Annotated in this window: 20 protein-coding genes; 11 read left to right on the plus strand and 9 right to left on the minus strand. The window is 58.6% G+C overall.

Annotation, left to right across the window (positions count from 1 at the left end; all coding sequences use genetic code 11):
* Positions 1 to 43: 43 nt before the first annotated feature.
* Positions 44 to 385, plus strand: a complete 342-nt coding sequence (locus tag AC2FJ6_RS15215; RefSeq protein ID WP_170771266.1) for a DUF2853 family protein — start codon at positions 44 to 46, stop codon at positions 383 to 385.
* 204 nt (positions 386 to 589) lie between these two features.
* On the opposite strand, the gene AC2FJ6_RS15220 is transcribed toward AC2FJ6_RS15215, so the two are convergent.
* The 4 genes from AC2FJ6_RS15220 to tsaD are packed head-to-tail and all read right to left on the minus strand — an operon-like array spanning position 590 to position 3,330.
* Positions 590 to 1,012 carry an EVE domain-containing protein gene (locus AC2FJ6_RS15220; RefSeq protein WP_170771264.1) on the minus strand — a complete coding sequence of 141 codons (423 nt, stop codon included), beginning with the start codon at positions 1,010 to 1,012 and terminating at the stop codon, positions 590 to 592.
* Positions 1,012 to 1,281, minus strand: coding sequence for a YciI family protein (locus AC2FJ6_RS15225; RefSeq protein WP_170771262.1), 270 nt, complete (start codon positions 1,279 to 1,281; stop codon positions 1,012 to 1,014). Before AC2FJ6_RS15225 ends, AC2FJ6_RS15220 begins: the two co-directional genes overlap by 1 nt.
* 1 nt (position 1,282) lies before the next feature.
* The gene (locus AC2FJ6_RS15230; RefSeq protein ID WP_170771260.1) at positions 1,283 to 2,239 is read right to left on the minus strand and encodes an NAD(P)H-dependent glycerol-3-phosphate dehydrogenase; all 957 of its coding nucleotides are present in this window, start codon (positions 2,237 to 2,239) and stop codon (positions 1,283 to 1,285) included.
* Positions 2,236 to 3,330, minus strand: coding sequence for a tRNA (adenosine(37)-N6)-threonylcarbamoyltransferase complex transferase subunit TsaD (tsaD, locus tag AC2FJ6_RS15235; RefSeq protein WP_496669451.1), 1,095 nt, complete (start codon positions 3,328 to 3,330; stop codon positions 2,236 to 2,238). The genes AC2FJ6_RS15230 and tsaD overlap by 4 nt, the downstream gene beginning before the upstream one ends.
* An 85-nt stretch (positions 3,331 to 3,415) precedes the next feature.
* Here tsaD and AC2FJ6_RS15240 point away from each other — a divergent pair, with 85 nt between their 5' ends.
* From AC2FJ6_RS15240 to AC2FJ6_RS15250, 3 genes are read left to right on the plus strand one after another with little or no spacing between them, the layout of a single operon-like run.
* Positions 3,416 to 4,141: a uroporphyrinogen-III synthase gene (locus tag AC2FJ6_RS15240; RefSeq protein ID WP_496669454.1), complete on the plus strand. Its 726-nt coding sequence runs from the start codon at positions 3,416 to 3,418 to the stop codon at positions 4,139 to 4,141.
* Positions 4,142 to 4,195: 54 nt separating this feature from the next.
* On the plus strand, positions 4,196 to 5,404 hold the full coding sequence (locus tag AC2FJ6_RS15245; RefSeq protein WP_496669456.1) for a COG4223 family protein: 1,209 nt from the start codon (positions 4,196 to 4,198) through the stop codon (positions 5,402 to 5,404).
* A gap of 10 nt (positions 5,405 to 5,414) precedes the next feature.
* A complete protein-coding gene (locus AC2FJ6_RS15250) occupies positions 5,415 to 6,911 on the plus strand; it encodes a heme biosynthesis protein HemY (RefSeq protein ID WP_496669458.1) in 1,497 nt (498 codons plus the stop codon).
* Positions 6,912 to 6,950: 39 nt separating this feature from the next.
* Here the strand turns inward: AC2FJ6_RS15250 and AC2FJ6_RS15255 are convergent, their stop codons facing one another.
* The 5 genes from AC2FJ6_RS15255 to AC2FJ6_RS15275 form a co-directional block, all read right to left on the minus strand.
* Entirely contained in the window at positions 6,951 to 7,724 is a 774-nt protein-coding gene (locus tag AC2FJ6_RS15255) for a citryl-CoA lyase (RefSeq protein WP_170771252.1), read from the minus strand.
* A complete protein-coding gene (locus AC2FJ6_RS15260; RefSeq protein WP_170771250.1) occupies positions 7,721 to 8,908 on the minus strand; it encodes a CaiB/BaiF CoA transferase family protein in 1,188 nt (395 codons plus the stop codon). Before AC2FJ6_RS15260 ends, AC2FJ6_RS15255 begins: the two co-directional genes overlap by 4 nt.
* Complete coding sequence (locus tag AC2FJ6_RS15265) at positions 8,898 to 10,409, minus strand: tripartite tricarboxylate transporter permease (protein WP_170355570.1); 1,512 nt, start codon at positions 10,407 to 10,409, stop codon at positions 8,898 to 8,900. Before AC2FJ6_RS15265 ends, AC2FJ6_RS15260 begins: the two co-directional genes overlap by 11 nt.
* Before the next feature lies 1 nt (position 10,410).
* Positions 10,411 to 10,893, minus strand: coding sequence for a tripartite tricarboxylate transporter TctB family protein (locus AC2FJ6_RS15270; protein ID WP_170771248.1), 483 nt, complete (start codon positions 10,891 to 10,893; stop codon positions 10,411 to 10,413).
* 66 nt (positions 10,894 to 10,959) lie between these two features.
* Positions 10,960 to 11,940 carry a Bug family tripartite tricarboxylate transporter substrate binding protein gene (locus tag AC2FJ6_RS15275; RefSeq protein ID WP_170355568.1) on the minus strand — a complete coding sequence of 327 codons (981 nt, stop codon included), beginning with the start codon at positions 11,938 to 11,940 and terminating at the stop codon, positions 10,960 to 10,962.
* A gap of 108 nt (positions 11,941 to 12,048) precedes the next feature.
* On the opposite strand from AC2FJ6_RS15275, the gene AC2FJ6_RS15280 reads away from it, so the two are divergent.
* From AC2FJ6_RS15280 to AC2FJ6_RS15310, 7 genes are all read left to right on the plus strand, one after another.
* Positions 12,049 to 12,717 carry a response regulator transcription factor gene (locus AC2FJ6_RS15280; RefSeq protein WP_170771245.1) on the plus strand — a complete coding sequence of 223 codons (669 nt, stop codon included), beginning with the start codon at positions 12,049 to 12,051 and terminating at the stop codon, positions 12,715 to 12,717.
* The gene (locus tag AC2FJ6_RS15285) at positions 12,707 to 14,074 is read left to right on the plus strand and encodes a sensor histidine kinase (protein WP_170786248.1); all 1,368 of its coding nucleotides are present in this window, start codon (positions 12,707 to 12,709) and stop codon (positions 14,072 to 14,074) included. The genes AC2FJ6_RS15280 and AC2FJ6_RS15285 overlap by 11 nt, the downstream gene beginning before the upstream one ends.
* A complete protein-coding gene (locus AC2FJ6_RS15290; RefSeq protein WP_170771241.1) occupies positions 14,053 to 15,057 on the plus strand; it encodes an ABC transporter substrate-binding protein in 1,005 nt (334 codons plus the stop codon). Before AC2FJ6_RS15285 ends, AC2FJ6_RS15290 begins: the two co-directional genes overlap by 22 nt.
* Before the next feature lie 188 nt (positions 15,058 to 15,245).
* Complete coding sequence (locus AC2FJ6_RS15295) at positions 15,246 to 16,331, plus strand: MHYT domain-containing protein (RefSeq protein ID WP_170771578.1); 1,086 nt, start codon at positions 15,246 to 15,248, stop codon at positions 16,329 to 16,331.
* Between the two features lie 140 nt (positions 16,332 to 16,471).
* A complete protein-coding gene (locus tag AC2FJ6_RS15300) occupies positions 16,472 to 17,305 on the plus strand; it encodes an FAD binding domain-containing protein (protein ID WP_170771238.1) in 834 nt (277 codons plus the stop codon).
* Positions 17,306 to 17,319: 14 nt separating this feature from the next.
* Positions 17,320 to 17,814, plus strand: a complete 495-nt coding sequence (locus AC2FJ6_RS15305; RefSeq protein ID WP_170771236.1) for a (2Fe-2S)-binding protein — start codon at positions 17,320 to 17,322, stop codon at positions 17,812 to 17,814.
* The gene (locus AC2FJ6_RS15310; protein ID WP_496669460.1) at positions 17,811 to 20,228 is read left to right on the plus strand and encodes an aerobic carbon-monoxide dehydrogenase large subunit; all 2,418 of its coding nucleotides are present in this window, start codon (positions 17,811 to 17,813) and stop codon (positions 20,226 to 20,228) included. The genes AC2FJ6_RS15305 and AC2FJ6_RS15310 overlap by 4 nt, the downstream gene beginning before the upstream one ends.
* The last annotated feature ends 75 nt before the right edge of the window (positions 20,229 to 20,303 follow it).

Here is a 20,303-nt window from a genome sequence, read left to right on the forward strand (position 1 = left end):
TTTCACACAACAGCGGCCCTGCCGCCTTACCGGAGAGTTATTCATGGGAAAACGCGACGAGTTGATCGCCAAATATGCCGAAGATCTGAAATCCAAATGCGGTATGGATGCCGATATGGATCTGTTGACCAAGGTCACGATTGGCTGCGGCCCGGCGATTTACGATGCAGATGCCTCGACCGTGGCGGCAACGCAGGACGGTGAGATCGAGACGGTCAAGAACAATTTCCTGATCAAGAAACTGGGCCTGTCGGACGGCCCTGCGCTGGACGAGGCAATTCAGTCGGTGCTGGAGACCTATGGCCAGTCCGAGCGTAACAAATACCGCGCGGTCGTCTACTACATGCTGACCAAGCATTTCGGCAAAGAGTCGGTCTACGGCTGATGACAAACGCGCCCGTCCCTGTGACGGGCGTTTTCAATTTTAGGTACTTGGTGTTTGTATGCGCGGCTGCAAACGGCTAATGTCTGGATGTGACCAGGACGGTCAGAACCAACAGATTTCTATACGCGTGTGGTGAGTCGGGAGCACGCGGGGTAGGGAAGGTTCTGCATCGTCGGAACCTTCCCTTTATTATTCTGCCTGCGACTATTCGGCCGGGGTCTGCCCCAGATCGCAGATCACCTGCCATTCGGCATCTGTGACCGGTTGAACCGACAGGCGCGAGTTCTTGACCAGCACCATCGCGCCCAATCGTTCGTCGGCCTTGATCTGGTCCAGCGTGACCGGCGTTGCAAAGGGCCGAACCGCTTTGATATCCACACATTCCCAGCGTTCGTCATCGGTGGTGCTGTCGGGATGGGCGGCGGCGCAGACCTCGACAATGCCGACGATCGCCTTGTCCTTTTGCGAGTGGTAAAAGAACCCCCGGTCGCCCACTTCCATCTGACGCATGAAATTGCGCGCCTGATAGTTGCGCACGCCGTCCCATTCCTCGCCTGCGTCCCCTTTGGCGACCTGCTGGTCCCAGCTCCAGGTCGAGGGTTCGGACTTGAACAGCCAATATGCCATCAGCCGACGACCTTCTTCCAGGCAATCAGATCGACGGACTGGAACAACCCCGCCTTGGCATAGGGATCATTGTCAGCCCAGCTTTGGGCGGCAGCCATGTCTTCCACCTCAAGGATGATCAGCGAGCCTATCATTGCGTCGCCATCCAACAGGGGTCCAGCCTGTGCAACGACACCGGTTTCTTCGATGTAAGCCAGGTGGTCGGCGCGATTGTCCAGCCGGGTTTGCAATGCGCCGTCCTTGTCACGGGCGATCAGAGCGATGAGCATATTATTCCTCCTTCAGGGGTCTGTTGAGCAGGGTTTCGATGGCTTGCATGACGCTGTAGGTGCCGTGGCTAAGATCTGCCACCGTGGCGCTGATGGGCATGTCCAGACCTTCGGTTTTCGCGATATCCGACATCGCGCGGGCGGTGGCGACACCTTCGACCGTGGTGGTACTGTCAAATGGCTGTTTTCGACCTAAACAAAGGCCAAATCGGTAATTTCTGGACAGTTCAGATGAGCAGGTCAATACCAGATCGCCCAGTCCAGACAGGCCCATCAAGGTCTCGGACCGCGCGCCACGCATCAGGGCAAAACGCTGCATTTCAGCAAATCCCCGCGTCATCAGCGCAGCGCGGGCGCTGTCGCCCAAACCGGCTCCGATCGCTGCTCCGCAAGCGATGGCCATGACGTTTTTCAACGCACCGCCCAGCTCCGCCCCGATCAGATCTGTGGTGCGGTACAGGCGCAGGTTCGCCGTGGTCAGGTCATGCTGTAGCTCATGCGCATCCTCAGCGCAGGCCAGCGTCAGCGCGGTGGGCAATCCGCGTGCGATATCATCGGCAAAGCTCGGGCCGGTCAGCAGGGCAGGGCGCGCGTCGGGAATGGTCTGGCGGATGACCGAGATCGGACCCAGCCCTGTGGACAGTTCAATCCCCTTGCAGCAAGCCACCAGCGTTTTCCCGGTCAGAACCTCGGCGTGATCCTCTAACGCGCCACGCAGTTTCTGCATCGGAACCGAGACCAGCAATATCTGGCTTTCCGCAGCCTGCGTGATGTCAGAGGTTACAGTGATCGCATCTGGCAAAGCCACACCCGGCAGTCGTGCCGCGTTTTCACGCGTAGTGAGCATCGCCCGCGCCTGTCCCGAGTCCCGCGCCCACAGCGTCACCGGCCCGTTCCCCGCCAATGAGATCGCCAGCGCTGTGCCAAACGCGCCCGAACCCAGAACGGACACGCTCATGCCTTGGCCCCTTTCTTGCCGCTGCCCAGCATGGTGGGGCTGGTCTGGTCCAGGGGCCAGCGGGGTCGCGCGGTCAGGTCCAACCCGTCGCGCGCGCCGGTGCGAAACCGCTCGATCCCTGCATAGGCGATCATGGCGGCGTTGTCGGTGCACAGGGCCAGTGGCGGTGCGGTGAAACGCGCGCCTTTCTCAACACAAACAGCCTCTAACGCGGAGCGAATGGCTGAATTTGCTGCGACGCCTCCGGCCACGGCAATCACCGGCTCCGCGGGGTTTTCGTCCAAATACAGATCCATCGCGCGGCGGGTTTTCTCGGCCAGTGTATCCACGATGGCTTGCTGAAATCCGGCGCAAAGGTCGGCGCGGTCCTGACGGGTCAGCCCACCTTTCTCGGCCACGACCTGATCGCGCATCCGCATCAGTGCAGTCTTCAGGCCCGAAAAAGACAGATCACATCCGGGGCGGTCCAACAAAGGCCGCGGAAAGCGGAACCGTTTGGGATCACCTGCGCGGGCCTCGGTTTCTACCGAAGGGCCACCCGGTTGCGGCAGTCCCAACAGGCGGGCGGTTTTGTCGAACGCCTCACCCGGCGCGTCGTCGATCGTGCCGCCCAAACGGGTAAAGCGGTCCGGCCCGTGGGCGATCAGGCATTGGCAATGCCCGCCCGAAACCAGCAGCATTAGGTAAGGAAACGCGATCCCGTCGGTCAGGCGCGGCGTCAGCGCGTGGCCTGCCAGATGGTTCACCCCGATCAAAGGCAACCCGGTTGCCGCACTGATCCCCTTTGCGCACATGACGCCGGACATGACGCCTCCGATCAGGCCCGGCCCAGCGGTGACTGCGACGGCATCCATGTCGGACAGGCCCAGCCCGGCATCCGCCAGTGCCTGCACGACGCAGGTATCCAACTTCTCGGCATGGGCACGGGCGGCAATCTCGGGCACGACGCCGCCAAAGGCGCTATGCAGCTCGGTTTGGCCATGCACGACAGACGACAAAACCTCGGCCCCGTTTTCGCCATGGCGCACAACGGCGGCGGCTGTGTCGTCACAGCTGCTTTCCAACCCGAGGACAGTAAGTGTTTGCACCATTGGCCTGATCCGTTACACCTTGGTTGCCAAGCGGGGTATCACCCTGCGCGGATGCAAACAATCCCAAGGCCCAAGGCGCCGAACGTTGTATTTGTTGATGACCCGCCCGCGCGCGGCCTCTGAAAGGTTCGTCGCGCAGCTTCCGACCCGCGTCAGGTCTCGGGTGCAGGTCATCTATTCCCCGATTCTGGAAATCAAACCCCTGCCGGTGAGCACGGATATGCGCGGCGTGCAGGGTCTGATCTTTACCTCGGCCAATGCGGTGAACGCGGCGGCCTCAATGGGGGTTGATCGGTCGCTGCCGGCTTTTTGCGTCGGACCGGCGACAACCGGGACGGCCAAGGGCGTCGGATGGGACGCGCAATTGGTGGGCCAGACCGCCGAGGAGTTAATCGCAGCCCTTTTGCAAACCCGCCCGCTCAGTCCGCTACTGCACCTGCGCGGCGAGCACAGCCGGGGCAATATTGCCGAGCGGCTGACCGAATCCGGCCTGACCGTGCGCGAACAGCCCGTTTACCAGCAAAACCTGTTACCGCTGACACCGGAGGCGACTGCCGCAGCAAACGGCAAATCCGCTGTTTTGGCTCCGATATTTTCGCCCAGAACGGCGCGACATTTTGCCGACATCTGGCGCGGTTCTGCCCCGCTTTGGGTGGCTGCCATCAGCCAGGCCACCGCCGAACCCCTTTGTTCTTTGCCCTATGCGCGGTTGAAGGTCGCGAAAGAGCCGACACCAAAGAAAATGCGTAAGGCCGTTAAAAAACTTGTGAAACATGCGTTGCGGGTTGAGGGCGACGTGGCCACCGACTAACTTAACTGGGTCTGTTGTTCCAAGCATTTCGGATTCGATAAGGGGAATATTGCGGTGGCTGGTAAGAAGAAGTCCAATCAAAAACCGGTGGATGACCCCAAGTTGGAGGAGGCGGTCGATGCTGTTTCCGTATCTGACGAAGCATCGGTTGACGAGGTCGCAGCGCTAGACGAGGCCCCTTCCGAAGCCGAAGCCGAAGCCGAAGCCGAAGCCGAAGCCGAAGCCGAAGCCGAAGCCGAAGCCGAAGCCGAAGCCGAAGCCAACCTTGAACGCTTCAAGGAAAAGATGGCTGATCGTAAGGCGGAAAAACAGAGCGGCTTTATGCCCGCTGTGATCGGTGGGGCCGTCGCCGCAGCGATTGGTTTTGCGGCGGGAAGCGCGGGTATGTTCGGTAGCGGTGACACCGATGCTGTAGCCACGATCGAGGCCAAGCTGGCCGATCAGGCCAACCAGATCGAAGCTTTGACCAAATCTCTGGAAGATGCGCCGGATGTATCGGCAAAGATCGACGCGTTGACTGGGCAGATTGCGCCGATCACGGCGGATCTTGATGGGGTGAAATCCAGCCTTGATGGCCTGGCCGGGCAGATCGACCCGTTGACCAAACGGCTGACCGATTTGGAAAGCGGGGCCTTGACCCAAGGCGCTACGCCCGAGGCGACAGCTGCTTTTGAGGCCGAGTTGAAAAAGCTGCAAGACTCGCTGGCTGCGCAACGGGCTGAGGTTGAAAAGATGGTTTCGGACGCGCAGGCGCTTGAAATGAAAGCCTCGGCGGAGGCACTGGCAGCGGCCAATGCCGCGATCTTGTCAAAACTGCACGGTCAGTTGAATGCGGGTCAACCCTATGGCGATTTGTTGTCCGAACTGTCGGCCGGAGGGGTTGATATTCCCGATGCTTTGTCGGCGTCGGCAGATAAAGGCGTGGCGGCAGTTGCAACCCTGAATGAAACCTTTGCACCTGCGGCGCGCGCTGCTTTGGCTGATGCGCGTGACGCGGATAAGGGAACGGGGATTGTCGCTTTCCTCCAACGTCAGACTGGAGCGCGTTCTGTGACGCCGCAGGATGGTGACGATCCCGATGCGATCCTGTCGCGCGCGCAGGCGGCGCTGTCAGGTGGTGACGTCGCGGGGGCGTTGAGCGAAATTCAATCCCTGCCTGATGCGGCCCGTGCCGCGTTGGCCGAATGGGAACAGGCGGCGCAGGCACGGGTTTCTGCCGTGGATGCCGCAGATGCGCTTTCCTCTGGCGCGAACTCGAACTGAAGGACCTGCCATGCTGTGGTCACTGTTAAAAATCCTAGTTTTTGTTGCCATTGTCGGCCTGCTGGCCGTTGGGGCCGGGTTCCTGATGGAAAGCAGCGGTGGTATTCAGATCACCGCTGGCGGCACGGAATACACGTTGGGGCCGTTGCAATCGGTCATTGCTCTGGGTGTGCTGGTCCTTGCGATCTGGCTTTTCTTCAAATTGCTGACTCTGCTGGTCGCCACGCTGAAATTTCTCAACGGTGATGAAACGGCCCTGTCGCGTTATTTCGACCGCAGCCGCGAGCAGCGCGGCTATCAGGCGTTGGCCGATGGGCTTATGGCGCTGGCCTCGGGCGAGGGGCGGATTGCCATGTCCAAAGCCGCCAAGGCGGAAAAACTGCTGAACAAGCCTGAACTAACCAATCTGCTGGTGGCACAGGCGGCCGAGATGAATGGTGACACCAAGAAAGCCTCGGATACCTATAAGAAACTGGTGACGAACAACGCCACCCGGTTTGTGGGCGTGCGTGGTATCTTGAAGCAGAAACTGGCCGAGGGTGATGACGATACCGCCCGGAAGCTGGCCGAAAAGGCGCTGGCAATCAAACCGCGCCACGCCGAAACACAAGACATCCTGTTGGGGCTGCAAACCAAGTCGCAGGATTGGGCAGGCGCGCGTTCGACTCTAACGGCCAAGCTCAAGGCTGGTCATCTGCCGCGTGACGTGTTCAAACGCCGTGATGCAGTGCTGGCTCTGTCCGAAGCCAAGGGCATTCTGGAAGAAGGTGCCACGGTCGAACAGCAAGAACACGCGATCGAGGCCAACCGCTTGTCGCCTGATCTGGTTCCTGCCGCTGCGATGGCCGCGCGGGCCTATATCGAAAAGGGTAAGCCGCGCGCCGCGACCAAGATCCTGAAAAAAGCGTGGGAGGTGCAGTCGCATCCCGATCTGGCCCATGCCTTTGCGGAAATCGCGCCGGATGAAACGCCGGATGCGCGGATCAAGCGGTTCACCGCCCTGACTCGTATCCACCCGGAAAACCCTGAAACGCGCCTGATCCTGGCCGAGTTGAACATCCTGGCCGAGGATTTCCCCGAAGCTCGCCGTGCGCTGGGCGATGTGGTCGAAAAACAAGCCGATGCCCGTGCCTATACGCTGATGGCGGCGATTGAACGGGGCGAGGGCGCCTCGGACGCGGTGGTGCAGGGATGGCTGGCCAAGGCGCTGAACGCGCCGCGCGGGCCGCAATGGGTCTGCGACAACTGCCATGATATCCAGCCCGAATGGGCGCCGGTCTGTCAGAACTGCCACAGCTTTGACACGCTGAGCTGGCAAACTCCGCAAACGCCCGAGATCGCCTCGGCGACCGGTGTTCACATGCTGCCCCTGATCGTTGGCGCGCTTGAAGACAAGGTCGAGCCGGAGGTTGAAGAGCCGGAAGAAGAAGTTGCGCCCGACGTGATCGAAATGGAGGCCGAACCCGTGCGCCCCGATGTCGAGCCTGCGATCGAAGAGAAGGTCTGAGGACTCGGATCAACGGACACTTTGGAACCTTGATGCCACTTACGTGTCGCTGGGCAAGTACGTCCAGCGATACTTTGGCGGGGTCGGTCCCTTGTTTCGGCCACCCTGCTGAGACTGTTCCAACGCATGTGCAAGAATGCCGACAGAACGGGACAGGCAAAACAGGCCACGCGCCAATGGCGCGTCAAAACCAAGCTCGGCATAGATCACCGCTGTGGCTCCGTCGATATTCATCGGAACGGGTTTGCCTTTGCGCTGCGCCAATTCGCCTTCGATGTCGATCGCGACAGATTTGTAGCGCCCATCACAGGCACCTGCCTCAATCGCTTCGTCCACAAGGCTCATTAAACGTGGTGCGCGTGGATCCGTTGGGGTGTGAAAGCGGTGGCCGAATCCGGGCAGAATTTTCCCTTGCGCGGCAATCCAGTCATCCAGCGCCGGGCCAACGGCGGATGGGTGAGCGTTGACGAACTGATACAGGGTCACCGCTTGCTCGCCAGCACCGCCGTGGATGTCCCCTAGCATGTTCACCGCGCTTGCTATGGCATTGTTGAGCGGCAGTCCACACGTTACTGCCATGCGGGCCGTAGCGATCGAAGGGGCTTGCGGCCCGTGATCCACGGCAGCAACCAAGGCGGCCTCGAACAATTTCAACTGCGCGGTGGATGGCCTGTCTCCGCGCACCATGAACCAGATCATTTCCGCGAAACCAAGGTTGCCGATAAGGTCCTGAATAGGTGTGCCCCGCAGGTCTATTCGTCCGGGTTCCATGTCGATGATGGATGTTGACCACCAGTCAGCGACATCGCTCATATGATCCCCTCCTTCGTCAACGCATTTATTTCGTCGTGGCTCAGACCAAGCTCAGACCAGATCACAGCATTATCTGCCCCCAAGTCCGGCGGGACGGTCCGGGGCATTCTGCGTTGACCATCCATCATAACAGGGCTGCCGGTCAGTTTCAGCTCCTCGCTGTGGGACGGCAAAGATCCAATCAATCCGCGGCCTGTAAGCTGTTCGTCGGCCAGCGCTTCGGGCACGGTCATCACCTGCCCGGTTGGCACGCCAATCGCGTTCAACTCGCGAACCCATTCCCGGGAGGGTCGGGTGCGCAGCGTGGCTTCAAGATCATCCCTTAGGGTATGGCGGTTCCTCTTGCGATCTTCACGCGAGGCATAGTCAGGGTTGCCCAGCAAATCTTCCCGTCCAAGGTGTCGAGCAAGCGCCTGCCATTGTTCGTCACGATTGGCCGCGATGTTGATCGGGTTATCCGCAGTGGCAAAGGTTCCTGACGGGGCGGATGTGGTGTTTTCGTTGCCATGCGCTGCCGGTGTGACATCCCCGATCAGGTAGTTCGACACCACCCAGCCCATGGTGGAGATCACCGCCTCGGACATTGCGATATCCAGAAACGTGCCGCGTGGTCTGGCGTTCAGGGCCGCACTGATCGCAAAAGCGGCCGTTAGCCCCCCGACGGTATCGGCCAGCGGGTAGCCGACGCGATAGGGCGCTGTATCGGCTGCTCCGGTGATCGACATGACACCGCTGATACCCTGAACGATTTGGTCGTAGGCCGGGTCTTTTTTGCGAGGACCGTCCTGCCCAAAACCGCTGATTGCACAATAGATCAGGCTGGCATTTTCAGCGCGCAGAACGTCATAGCCAAGGCCAAGCCGGTCCATTACACCGGGCCGGAAATTTTCGACCAGCACGTCGGCGGTTTGAACCAGCTTCTTCAGCAAGTCTTTGCCCTTTGCGGGCTTCATATCCAGCGTGACGGATTTCTTATCCGCGTTCTGGGCGAGAAAACTGATGCCCATCCCGGCTTTGTTGCGGTCTGGGTCTGCGCCCAACACCCGAGCAAGGTCGCCGCCCTCAGGCCGTTCGACCTTGATCACTTCGGCCCCCATCAGGGCAAGCTGATAGCAACAATACGGGCCCGCTAGAACGTTCGTCAGGTCAAGAACCCGTATTCCTGCCAGAGGCTCAGTCGCCATCGGCGATACCGGCAGCCCGTGCCCGTGCGCGACGCGCGCGATAGCTGGGCAGCAACACCAACAGCGCGGCGATAACCAGCAGGCCCAGCGTCATGGGGCGTTCCCAGATAAACCCGATCCCGTCATAGAGCTGCATGGACCTTGCAAAGTTGTCTTCCATCATTCCGCCAAGGATGAACCCGATCAGAAGCGGGGCCAGCGGATAATCGGCAAATTTCAAAGCCGTGGCACAGACGCCGAACCCAACAAGGATCAACAGCTCCGTTGCATTGTTCTGTCCGATGTAAGCGCCCATCAACGTAAAGAACAGAATGAACGGTATCAGGTAGTTGCGCGGAACGGATAGTACCTTTGCGATGTAGGGGATCAGCGGCAGGTTCAGGATCAACAGAACAAGGTTTCCGATAAACATGGACATGATCACAGCCCAGAAGATCTGAGGCTCATCCAGCATTAGACGCGGACCGGGTGTCACGTTCAGAGCGATTAGCGCGCCCAGCAGGATCGCCGTGGTGCCGGAACCTGGAATGCCCAAAGTCAGCAGTGGAACGAATGATCCGGTGCAGGCCGCGTTGTTAGCTGTTTCCGGGGCTGCCAGACCCTTGATCGAGCCTTTGCCAAATTCTTCTTGTTCCTCTTTCGGAGCGATGTTGCGTTCAACGGCGTAGCCGAGGAAACTGGCGATCGTCGCACCGGCGCCAGGAAGAACGCCGATGAAGAAACCTTGTACGGATTGCCGTCCCACAACTGGTGCAATTGCCTTGGCTTCTTCCTTGGTGATGCGCAGGTCCTTGATCTCGCCATCATCACCTTTCAGATCTTTTGGCTTCAGGACCAGAAACAGCGCTTCGGGCAAGGCAAACATGGCCATGGCCAGTGTGATGAAGCCGAAGCCCGATTGCAGGTCCATGATTCCCATGGTGAACCGAGGCAGGTTGAACAACGCGCCCTCACCAACGGTAGCCATGATCAGCCCCAGTACCGTCATGATGACAGCTTTGGCGACTTGACCGCTTCCGGCGAAGGCAGCGATGGCTGAAAGACCAACGACCATAAGGGCGAAATACTCGGCCGAGTGGAACAGCAGCGCAACAGAAGACAAAGCCGGTGCAAACACCATAAGCAGGACGGCACCCAGCGTGCCGCCGGCAAAACTGGCGATCGCAGCGATTGTCAGCGCCTTGCCTGCTTTGCCTTGTCGTGCCATCGGATAGCCATCGAAACTTGAAGCTACCGTACCCGCGACTCCGGGTGCATTCAGCAGAATCGAGGATGTCGATCCTCCAAAGATCGCTCCGTAATACACCCCAGCCAAAAGGATCAGTGCGGCGGATGGGTCGCCCATCGAGATTGCAACCGGGATCATGATGGCGATGATCGACATTGGTCCAAGACCGGGCAACATCCCGATGAATGTGCCGATCAGACACCCAGCGATGACCATCAGTAGGTTTTGGATTGAGAATGCCGTTTGCAGGCCGATCAGAAGTCCTTCAAGCATGTCAGCCTCCGAAAATGCCCGGCAGCGGGCGCATGTAAATGCCAAGAACTTCCTGAACCAGATACCAGACGGCCCCCGTTGCGATGAATGCAACAGGCAGCATGATATGCCACTTGCGCTCACCCAGAATGAAAGAGCCAAGTATCAGGAATGCCGACGTCGAAATCAGAAAGCCCACGGGTCGCAGGCAAAGGGCATAAATGACCATCAAAGCCAGCAGCATCAGCGCCTGATCCAGATGGTAGTCACCCAGCCGGCGATAATCGATGTCGGCTTCCTTGATCTCGGACTTTTCAAAGCCCAGCAGGATAATTGTCGTCGTGATGATACCCAGAATGGACAGCACTTTGGGGAAGGTGCTTGGCCAGATGGGATTTCTTTGCATGAAGGGGGGGAGGCTACCGTCCATCGTGAACCAGGCGGCGTAGCCATATGTTAAACAAACACCCAGCAGAACGAGCGCGATCCAGCGATCCAACGCCATGATGCCCCCTCCTTTTTTGTTGTATTTGGGGAAGGCAGAGCGGCGGTCCGCTCTGCCGATTTTTAGTTAGAGGAAGCCCAGCTTCTTCATCAGATCACCGATCTGCTGTTCCTGCTGCTCAAGGAACGTCTGGAAGTCAGCTCCCGAGTTGTGGATGTTGACCCAACCGTTACGCGCCCGAACTTCTTCCCATTCAGGAGTGTCGTACATCTTGGCGATTGCGTCTTGATATGCCGCCAGCTTGTCTTCCGGCAGGCCGGGTGCTGCGAAGAAACCGCGCCAGTTGACGAAGGTGGTATCAATACCCTGTTCCTTCATGGTCATCGCATCAGGAGCAGCGTCGACGCGTTCTTCCGATGTGACGCCGATGATTTTGACTTCGCCCGCGTTCGACAGGTCAACTGCTTCTGAGAAACCGGTCGACAGAGCCGCGATTTCACCGGACAGAAGCGCCGCCATGGCTTTACCGCCTGCGTCATACGGAATGTACTTCACGCCCAGAGCGTCTTTTCCAGCGGCTTCCATGACCATGGCTGCAACCAAGTGATCCATGCCGCCCGGTACCGAGCCACCACCAATTGCTGTGGCCGAGGGATCAGCGTCAAAAGCTGCCAACAGATCGTCCATCGAGTTGATCGGGCTGTCTTTGCCTACGACGATCGCCGCATAGTCACCAATGGTGCCTGAAACCAGAGTCAGGTCGCGGAAGTTATGCGGGAAAACACCGGTCAGCGAACGGATCACGATGGGAGTTGAGTTCACCATCAATGTACCGTGATTGCTGTCAGCGTTTTCAATCAGAAAGCCGATGGCCTTACCGCCGCCACCACCTGACATGTTCTCATAGGATGCAGTGCCAACAAGACCCGCATTCGTAAGGGCTTCACCCGTGCCGCGGGCAGTTCCGTCCCAACCGCCACCGGCACCACCGGGGATCAGAAAGTGGATGCTGTCCACGACTTGATCTTCGGCCAACGTCGGGCCGGTCAGGCCGATTGCGGCCACAGCTGCGATTAGGGCGCGACGGCCCAGTTTAATCGTTGTCATGATTTCCTCCCGTTTGACAACCGGCCGCATGGCGGCTCAGATTGGATGGTACAAAAACACACCAACCTGACATCAACCTGTCACGCGGCAAAATACTGAAAAAGCCTGATGAAATTTCTACTTGTCGAAGACAACCTGGACCTCGCGAACGCGGTCAGTTCGCGCATGCGACTGGACGGTCATGTCATTGATCACGCAGCGAATTTGGAGGACGCAACCGCCTTTGTCGAAACCGAAGAATATGACCTGATCCTGCTGGATATCATGCTTCCTGATGGGGACGGGCGAGACTTTCTGAAACGGCACCGGGCAAGTCGACTGGATACACCCGTGATCGTTTTAACCGCGCGCAGTCAGGTTTCGGATCGAATCGGTTCACTTGATCTGGGGGCGGATGACTACGTGACCAAACCGTTTGATCATGCCGAGCTTGAGGCCCGTTGTCGCGCGGTTCTGCGGCGTAAATCCGGCAGCGCGAAGTCCACGATCGAGATCGGCGGTGTCGTGTTTGATCCGGTGGCCGGACATTTGACCGTGGCCGGAGAAACGCTTTCGCTGCGAAATCGGGAACTGCGCATGATGGAGTTATTCATCAGCGCGCCTGGTCATGTATTCTCGAAACAGAAGCTGGCCGACCGGTTGTTCTCTTACGACGACAGCGTTTCGGACAACGCGATCGAGGTCTATGTGGGGCGGCTCCGCAAACATCTTGAAAAGTCGGACTTAAAGATAACGACCTTGCGCGGTCTGGGATACAGGCTGGATCATGACCGCTAATCCAACCGTTTCCGGGTCACTGCGCAACAGGCTAGTGCTGGCCTTGATTGGTGGCGCGGCGGTTCTGGCAGTCTTGTTGTTCCTTGCAGTCAGGAACTATGCGGCTCAGGTAGCGCAGCAGGGACAGGACAACATCCTCGAAGCATCCGTTACATCAATTCTTGATGCCGCCGCGCTGAGGGACGGGGTGCTTGAAGTGGATATTCCCTACGCGGCCTTTTCGATGTTGACCACCCCGTCAGATGACCGGGTGTTTTATGCCATTTATCAGGACGGTGCGTTTTTATCGGGATACGAAGATCTTCTTTTGGCAGGGGCGTCCGGACAAAGTGATTGGTTATTCACGTCGGGCGAACTGCGTGGGGAACGCATTCGCCAGGTCAGCGCAAGTCGAACGCTTGTCGGGTTGGGGAGGCAGACGGAAATTGCAATCGTGCTGGGTCAGACGCAGGATGCGCTTTCGCAGACTTTGGACCAGATTTCGCGCAATGCCGCATTTCTGGGTCTTGGCTTCTTTCTTTTGACTGCCGCGCTTTCTTTCTGGATCACATCGACCACTATCGGCCAACTAAACCGACTGACAACCTCGGTCACAAGACGGGGGCCGCAGGATTTGAGTCCCTTCAAGAAGCCGGTGCCCCGGGAAATGGCGCCGCTGGTCTTGTCCCTGAACTCACTGATGGGGCGCTTGGATCAATCGCTCAGCCAGTCAGAGGATTTTATTGCCGAAGCGGCCCACCGTGTCCGCACGCCGTTGGCGACTGTACGGTCCTATGCCGAGGCAACTCTGCATAGAGTTGAAAAGAAAGAAAACCGAGAGGCGCTCCGTGCGATGGTTCGGGCGATAGATGAAAGTTCGCGCGCTGCGGGACAGTTATTGGATCATGCCATGATCACCTTCCGCGCCGATCATCTTGAGAGGGAAGATGTCGATTTAGTTGAACTGATCCGGGAACTTGTACAGCGTTTGACGCCGATTGCGGAAATGAAGGAACTTTCGCTTTCTCTGAGAGGCGATACTAAGGTTCTCTATTCCGGCGACCCCATTCTGATTCAGAATGCAGTCCGCAACATGATCGACAATGCACTAAAATACGCGCCTGCTGACAGCGTGGTCGAGATCGAAGTTACCGCCACACCTGAAGTTGCAGTCAAAGTGAGCGACTCGGGCCCGGGCTTTCCAGCAGAAGAGATTGAACAGCTGACGCGCAGGTTCGAACGCGGCAAGAATGCAGCTGGGACGATTGGATCAGGTTTGGGTTTGACCATTGCCCAGGATGTGGCGACGGCCCATGGCGGAACCTTGGTTTTGAATAATAAGCCTACGGGGGGAGCATGCGTAGTCTTGTCACTTTAGTTTTTCTTGCGTTCCCCTGTTTTCTTTGGGCGCAGGATTGGGAAGACCAGTTGGTTTTCAATGATGGCGCAGAAGGCGCGCACCTACGTATCATCTCGAGCACTGACACAGTTCTCTTCGCGCCATTGATAGAAGGCTTTGTTGCGCGCAATCCCTCAATAAGTGTCGAATACTTCGTTTCGGGCACGGCGGATATCGACCGACGCGTTCGCGCGTCGCCGGACGCTTTCGACATTGTGGTATCCAGCGCAATGGATCTGCAACTGAAGTTGGCGAATGATGGCTTTGCGCTGGCGCTTAAGGATATCGAGGCTCCGCACTGGACGCAGTGGCACCAAAGCTTGTTTGCATTCACGACCGAACCTGCTGCTATCGTCATCAATCGCGAAGCGTTTGAAGGTCAGGACATTCCGCACACCCGGCAGAGTTTGATCGAGGCGCTGCGCGAGCGACCGGAGGAATTTCGCGGCAAGGTCGGCACATACGATGTACGTGAATCCGGGTTGGGTTATCTTTTCGCTACGCAAGATGCGCGCGCCTCGGAAACCTATTGGCGGCTAATGGAGGTCATGGGTGGTCTTGATGTGCGACTGTATTGCTGTTCGGGAGAAATGATAAACGATCTGGCAGATGGAAAAATTCTGGTAGCCTACAATGTTCTTGGAAGTTACGCAGCTGTCCGCGCCGAGCGCAAGGATGCGCTTGAAGTGATTTTTCCGACAGATTTTCAAACAACGATGATGCGGACAGCGTTAGTGTCTGAAGAAACACAGGAGCCGGACGCAGCCGAAGCGTTTATCAACTACTTGATTACTGAAAAGCCAGTAGCACAGGACAGCCCGTCTTCGCTTCCTCCACTGGTGTTGCAGAACGGCGCAACAGACCGAGAAACAATAGGATTAAACCCGTCACTGCTGACATTTTTGGATGACCTAAAGCGAAAAAAGTTCCTGTCAGCGTGGGAAAACGCGGTCATTCAATAGCAAAAGGACCACTAGCTTTACGTCGGTAGCGATTGGTTCAGTGTCGGGGCGGTCAGCGAAACCCAACCTATACAGAGATGGCCACAATAGTGGACCAGTAAACTGATATTCGCCGTCTACAGCCAATTGTCCCAATCAAATCCGTTTGCTAACGTCGCCCTCGCGTCGGGGAGGGCGTGCAGACCAAGATGCTGGACTATTCGCATAACGCCTGGCTTGTGGCGGCCTCACTGGCCGTGGCGCTGATGGCAGGCTTTACCGGCCTTTACCTGACCCATGGCGCGTCCAAGCTGGACGACCAGAAGCGCAAGATCATAGTGGCGCTGGCAGCGGTGGTTCTGGGCGGCGGCATCTGGTCGATGCATTTCGTGGCCATGCTGGGGCTGCAACTGCCAATCCTGTTCTACTATGACGCGCTGATCACGCTGATCTCGGCCCTTGTGGCGATCCTGATGGTCGGGCTGGCGCTACTGTTGTTGCATTTCCGGCCACGTTCGGTGCAGACGATCATTGGCGCAGGCGTGATCGTCGGGCTGGGCATCGTGGTGATGCACTATATCGGAATGGCTGGGATGGAACTGTGTCGCCCGGTCTACAACGCGTGGGACGTGCTGTTGTCGACGCTGGCCTCGGTCGTGCTGTCGGTCGTGGCGATCTGGGTGGCCTATGACAACCGCACGCAGCGTAACATCTTGCTGGGAACGGCCTGTTTCGGTCTGGCCGTATTTACCATGCATTTTGTGGCCACCGGCCTGACGGATTTCACGGCCAGCGACAGCGCGGGGGGGGCCGGTCCGGCGCTTAACAATCAGGTGCTGGCGATGGGTGTGACGGTGGCCGTGTTCTTGATCTGCGGTGCATTCCTATTGACCGGCGTTAGCTTTCTTGAACCTGCCGCAGTTGTGGAGCCTGCTCCACTCAGCCCCGAACCCGCGACTCTGCGGGCGGGCATCCCGTTTGAGCGCGAGGGCCAGACCTTTTTCGCCGCCCCGACCGAGATCGCCGCAATCCGGGCCGAGGGGCATTACACCGTTCTTTATATCGGGGCCGAGAAATTGTTTTGCCCCTGGTCCATAACCGAGGCCGAAACCCGCCTGATCCCCGATGGCTTTTTGCGTGCCCATCGCAGCTATCTGGTGAACCCCAAACATGTCTCGGGGTTCGAACGTCACAAGGACAATGGCACGTGTTATTTCGACGGTGTGGATGCGTTGACTAAGGTGCCGGTCAGCCGGTCGCGCCTGTCCGACATTCGCGACGCGCTGGGTCTCTGATCGCAACTCGTGCAGCCTATTCGCGTTTCGTGAAACAAGCTACGCGCCCCGTTCCCCTTGGCTGGAACCCCTGATGTGACCGTTCTTTTCTGAGTGCAGGTACCCCAAGGCATATTGCTTCGGACCCAGGGAGGAAAATTATGATACCAGCCGGTTTTGAGTATCACCGGCCAGGCGACATCGCCTCGGCCATCGGCATTCTACAAGAACACGGAGACGAGGCGCGCGTGATCGCGGGCGGGCACAGCCTGATCCCGATGATGAAGCTGCGCATGGCCGAGATGGGCCATCTGGTCGATCTTCAGGCCATTGAAGAACTCAAGGGCATTGAGGTCGGGTCCGACACCGTCACCTTGGGTGCGATGGTCACGCAGCACGAGTTGATCACTCATGACGGCCTTGCCGCTGCCATTCCGCTGATCCGCGAGGCCGCATTGCAGATCGCTGATCCGCAGGTGCGCTATGTGGGCACTGTGGGTGGAAATGTGGCCAATGGGGATCCGGGCAATGACATGCCGGGGTTGATGCAATGTCTGAATGCCACGTTTGATCTGTCCGGTCCCGATGGCAATCGCAGCGTCGCCGCGCGTGAGTTTTACGAGGCCGCGTATTTCACCGCCCGCGAGGATGAGGAAATCCTGACCCGTATCTCGATCCCGGTGCCCAGCGCGGGAGTCGGTCAGGCGTATGAAAAGCAAAAGCGCAAGATTGGCGACTATGCCACGGCTGCGGCTGCTGTGATGGTGGGTAACGGAACGGCCTCGGTCGCGATGACCAATCTGGCTGACACGCCTGTGTGGTCCGAAAGCGCAAGTGCTGCACTGGCAGATGGCGATGTGAATGGCTGCGTTGCCGCGATGCTGGATGCGATCGAGCCCGTGGCCGACAATCGCGGCCCCGTCGAATTCAAGAAACATGTGGCAGGCGTCATGCTGCGCCGCGCCATCGACCGCGCCCAAAACCGCGCGGGTTGAGGGGAGGAGAACCCATGTCAAAAATGCACGTCAAACTCACCGTGAACGGCAAAGAGGTCGAAGGTCTGGCCGAGCCACGCACGCTGTTGATCCACTTCCTGCGGGAAGATCTGAAAATCACCGGCCCTCACATCGGGTGCGAAACCAGCCACTGCGGCGCTTGCACCGTTGATATCGATGGCAAGTCCGTCAAGTCCTGCACCACCTTCGTGGCGCAGGTGAACGGCGCCGATATCACAACAGTCGAAGGACTTACCAACGACGATGGCAGCCTTGGCGTATTGCAGGAGATGTTCCGCGAACACCACGGCCTGCAATGCGGTTTCTGCACGCCGGGCATGATCACCCGCGCGCATCGCCTATTGCAGGAAAACCCGAATCCGTCCGAGGAAGAAATTCGTTTCGGTATGGCTGGGAACCTCTGCCGTTGCACTGGCTATCAGAACATCGTCAAGGCCATCTCGGCCTCGGCTGACATGCTCAATGCACAGAAGGAAGCGGCGGAATGAACGATCAGACACTAACCCCCGCAGAACGCGCCGCCAACCTCAAAGGGATGGGCAGCTCGCGCAAACGCGTCGAGGATGTGCGCTTTACCCAAGGCAAGGGCAATTATGTCGATGACATCAAGCTGGACGGGATGCTGTTCGGCGACTTTGTGCGCTCGCCCTACGCACACGCCCGCGTTGTCAGCGTGAACAAAGAGGCAGCGCTGGCGCTGCCCGGCGTGATCGCTGTGCTGACCGCCGAAGACTTGTCGCCGCTGGGCCTGCATTGGATGCCGACACTGGCAGGCGATAAACAGATGGTGCTGGCCGATGGCAAAGTGCTGTTCCAAGGTCAGGAGGTCGCTTTCGTTGTGGCCGAGGATCGCTATATCGCGGCGGATGCTGCGGAACTGGTCGAGGTTGAATACGAGGAACTTCCTGTTCTGACCGACCCGTTCGAGGCGCTGAAATCCGATGTGGTCCTGCGTGAAGACCTTGAGGGTCAGACCGAAGGTGCGCACGGGCCGCGCAATCATCACAACCACATCTTCACCTGGGAACAGGGCGACAAAGACGTGACCGAGGCTATTCTGGCCGAGGCCGATGTGGTGGCTGAAGAGATGGTCTATTACCACCGGACCCATCCGTGTCCGCTGGAGACCTGCGGGTCCGTGGCCAGCATGGACAAGGTGACCGGCAAGCTGACTCTCTACGGTACGTTCCAAGCCCCGCACGCGATCCGTACGGTGGTGTCGCTGATCTCGGGCATTGCCGAGCACAATATTCGCGTGATCAGCCCCGATATCGGTGGTGGCTTTGGTAACAAAGTTGGGGCCTATGCGGGCTATGTCTGTTCGGTCGTGGCGTCCATCGTGACCGGCAAGCCGGTGAAGTGGGTCGAGGACCGGATGGAGAATCTGATGTCCACCGCCTTTGCCCGCGACTACTGGATGCAGGGCAAAATCGCGGCAACGAAGGACGGTAAGATCACCGGTCTGTGGTGTCACACGACGGCGGATCACGGCGGCTTTGATGCCTGTGCGGACCCGACCAAATTCCCGGCAGGGTTCATGAATATCTGCACCGGTTCCTATGACATCCCGACCGCCTATCTGGCCGTGGATGGGGTCTATACCAACAAGGCTCCGGGCGGGGTGGCCTATCGCTGTTCCTTCCGCGTGACCGAGGCTGCCTACTTCATCGAACGGATGATCGAGGTTCTGGCCATCAAGCTGAACATGGACGCGGCCGAACTGCGCCGGATCAACTTCATCAAGGCCGATCAGTTCCCCTATCAGTCCGCACTGGGCTGGGAATATGACTCGGGCGACTATCACACCGCTTGGGACAAGGCGCTGAAAGCGGTGGATTACGAAGGTCTGCGGGCCGAACAGGCGCAGCGGGTTGAGGAGTTCAAAGCCGGTAAGACTCGCAAACTGCTGGGCATTGGTCTGACGCATTTCACGGAAATCGTTGGGGCCGGACCGGTGAAGAACTGCGATATCCTCGGGCTTGGCATGTTCGACAGTTGCGAAATCCGCATCCACCCAACGGGCTCTGCCATCGCACGGCTGGGGACGATCTCTCAGGGCCAGGGTCACGCCACGACCTTTGCGCAGATCATCGCCAGTGAGATCGGGTTGCCAGCCGATGACATCACGCTGGAGGAAGGCGACACCGACACCGCGCCCTATGGTCTGGGGACTTACGGGTCTCGGTCCACTCCTGTGGCCGGTGCGGCAACGGCAATGGCCGCGCGCAAAATCCGTGCCAAGGCGCAGATGATTGCGGCCTATCTGCTGGAGGTCCACGACGACGATGTCGAATGGGATGTGGACCGGTTTGCGGTCAAAGGTGCGCCCGAGCGGTTCAAGACCATGAAGGAAATCGCCTTTGCTGCCTATAATCAGGCGATCCCTGGCTTGGAGCCAGGTCTTGAGGCTGTGAGCTACTATGACCCGCCGAATATGACCTACCCGTTCGGGGCCTATATCTGCGTCATGGAGATTGATGTGGACACCGGCGAATGGGACGTTCGGAAGTTCTATGCGCTGGACGATTGCGGCACGCGGATCAACCCGATGATCATCGACGGGCAAGTTCATGGTGGCGTGACCGAAGCGTTGGCCATCGCGATGGGGCAGGAGATTGCCTATGACGAGATGGGCAATGTGAAAACCGGCACGCTGATGGACTTCTTCCTGCCGACCGCGTGGGAGACGCCGAACTATATCACCGACTACACGGTGACGCCTTCCCCGCATCATCCGATTGGTGCGAAGGGCGTGGGTGAGAGCCCTAATGTGGGTGGTGTGCCCTGTTTCTCGAACGCGGTGCACGATGCGTTCCGGCCCTTCGGGTTGGTGCAAAGTCATATGCCGCACGACCATTGGCGGATCTGGAAGATTGCCAATGGGTTGGGGATGCATGGGTGATTAGGTTCGGATCGGCTTGGCCGATCCGATCAAACGGAGGGGGCCAACCCCCTCCGAACCTCCCCCGGAATATTT

The organism is Ruegeria sp. CDSA089 (assembly GCF_059612205.1).

Bases quoted from the DNA above. Each gene is read 5' to 3' on its own strand.
- AC2FJ6_RS15290 (WP_170771241.1), top strand. From the start codon at position 14,053: ATGCGTAGTCTTGTCACTTTAGTTTTTCTTGCGTTCCCCTGTTTTCTT.
- AC2FJ6_RS15275 (WP_170355568.1), bottom strand. From the start codon at position 11,940: ATGACAACGATTAAACTGGGCCGTCGCGCCCTAATCGCAGCTGTGGCC.
- AC2FJ6_RS15285 (WP_170786248.1), top strand. From the start codon at position 12,707: ATGACCGCTAATCCAACCGTTTCCGGGTCACTGCGCAACAGGCTAGTG.
- AC2FJ6_RS15305 (WP_170771236.1), top strand. From the start codon at position 17,320: ATGTCAAAAATGCACGTCAAACTCACCGTGAACGGCAAAGAGGTCGAA.
- AC2FJ6_RS15280 (WP_170771245.1), top strand. From the start codon at position 12,049: ATGAAATTTCTACTTGTCGAAGACAACCTGGACCTCGCGAACGCGGTC.
- AC2FJ6_RS15230 (WP_170771260.1), bottom strand. From the start codon at position 2,239: ATGAGCGTGTCCGTTCTGGGTTCGGGCGCGTTTGGCACAGCGCTGGCG.
- AC2FJ6_RS15220 (WP_170771264.1), bottom strand. From the start codon at position 1,012: ATGGCATATTGGCTGTTCAAGTCCGAACCCTCGACCTGGAGCTGGGAC.
- AC2FJ6_RS15265 (WP_170355570.1), bottom strand. From the start codon at position 10,409: ATGCTTGAAGGACTTCTGATCGGCCTGCAAACGGCATTCTCAATCCAA.
- AC2FJ6_RS15310 (WP_496669460.1), top strand. From the start codon at position 17,811: ATGAACGATCAGACACTAACCCCCGCAGAACGCGCCGCCAACCTCAAA.
- AC2FJ6_RS15250 (WP_496669458.1), top strand. From the start codon at position 5,415: ATGCTGTGGTCACTGTTAAAAATCCTAGTTTTTGTTGCCATTGTCGGC.
- AC2FJ6_RS15225 (WP_170771262.1), bottom strand. From the start codon at position 1,281: ATGCTCATCGCTCTGATCGCCCGTGACAAGGACGGCGCATTGCAAACC.
- AC2FJ6_RS15295 (WP_170771578.1), top strand. From the start codon at position 15,246: ATGCTGGACTATTCGCATAACGCCTGGCTTGTGGCGGCCTCACTGGCC.
- AC2FJ6_RS15260 (WP_170771250.1), bottom strand. From the start codon at position 8,908: ATGGCGACTGAGCCTCTGGCAGGAATACGGGTTCTTGACCTGACGAAC.
- AC2FJ6_RS15270 (WP_170771248.1), bottom strand. From the start codon at position 10,893: ATGGCGTTGGATCGCTGGATCGCGCTCGTTCTGCTGGGTGTTTGTTTA.
- AC2FJ6_RS15255 (WP_170771252.1), bottom strand. From the start codon at position 7,724: ATGAGCGATGTCGCTGACTGGTGGTCAACATCCATCATCGACATGGAA.
- AC2FJ6_RS15300 (WP_170771238.1), top strand. From the start codon at position 16,472: ATGATACCAGCCGGTTTTGAGTATCACCGGCCAGGCGACATCGCCTCG.
- AC2FJ6_RS15215 (WP_170771266.1), top strand. From the start codon at position 44: ATGGGAAAACGCGACGAGTTGATCGCCAAATATGCCGAAGATCTGAAA.
- tsaD (WP_496669451.1), bottom strand. From the start codon at position 3,330: ATGGTGCAAACACTTACTGTCCTCGGGTTGGAAAGCAGCTGTGACGAC.